The organism is Clostridium brassicae, from assembly GCF_026738875.1.
Taxonomy (GTDB): domain Bacteria; phylum Bacillota; class Clostridia; order Clostridiales; family Clostridiaceae; genus Clostridium_H; species Clostridium_H brassicae.
Genome location: NZ_JAPQFJ010000070.1, coordinates 1 through 648, shown reverse-complemented (window position 1 = coordinate 648; position 648 = coordinate 1). Strand labels below are relative to the sequence as shown.

The following is a 648-nucleotide window of genomic DNA, read 5'->3' as shown; positions in this document are numbered from 1 at the left end:
TATGGAAATGATAGTATGTATTAAACAAGTGCCAGGAAGTTCAAATGTGCAGGTAGATCCTGTTACAGGAGTTTTAATAAGAGATGGTGTAGAGTCAAAGATGAATCCATATGATTTATTTGCTCTTGAAACAGCTTTAAAATTAAAAGAAGAAAAGGGAGGAAGTGTAAAAGTAATAAGCATGGGACCTCCACAATCAATGGATGTAATAAGAGAAGCTTATATGATGGGAGCAGACGAAGGAACTCTTTTATCAGATAGAAAATTTGCAGGAGCAGATGTACTTGCAACATCTTATACAATTTCGCAAGGTGTTAAAAAAATGGGAGAATACGACCTTATAATCTGCGGAAAACAAACAACAGATGGAGATACAGCTCAAGTTGGACCAGAAATGGCAGAATACTTAAAAATACCACATGTAGCAAATGTTTTAGAAATAATGGAACTTAAAGAAAAGTCAATAGTTGTAAAAATGGATATGCCAAATGCAATAGAAGTTGTAGAAATTAAATATCCATGTTTAATAACAGTAGAAAAAGATATCATGCAACCAAGGCTTCCATCTTATAAAAGAAAGCTTGAAACAAAAGATAAAAATATAAATGTAATAAGTTTAAAAGATTTTGAAGATCAAGATGAAAATAA

At 31.6% G+C, this 648-nt stretch carries 1 protein-coding gene; it reads left to right on the top strand.

The window, feature by feature from the left end; translation table 11 throughout:
• Position 1 precedes the first annotated feature (1 nt).
• The coding region (locus OW729_RS19390) for an electron transfer flavoprotein subunit beta/FixA family protein (RefSeq protein WP_268063166.1) at positions 2 to 648 on the top strand (647 nt) is incomplete at its 3' end.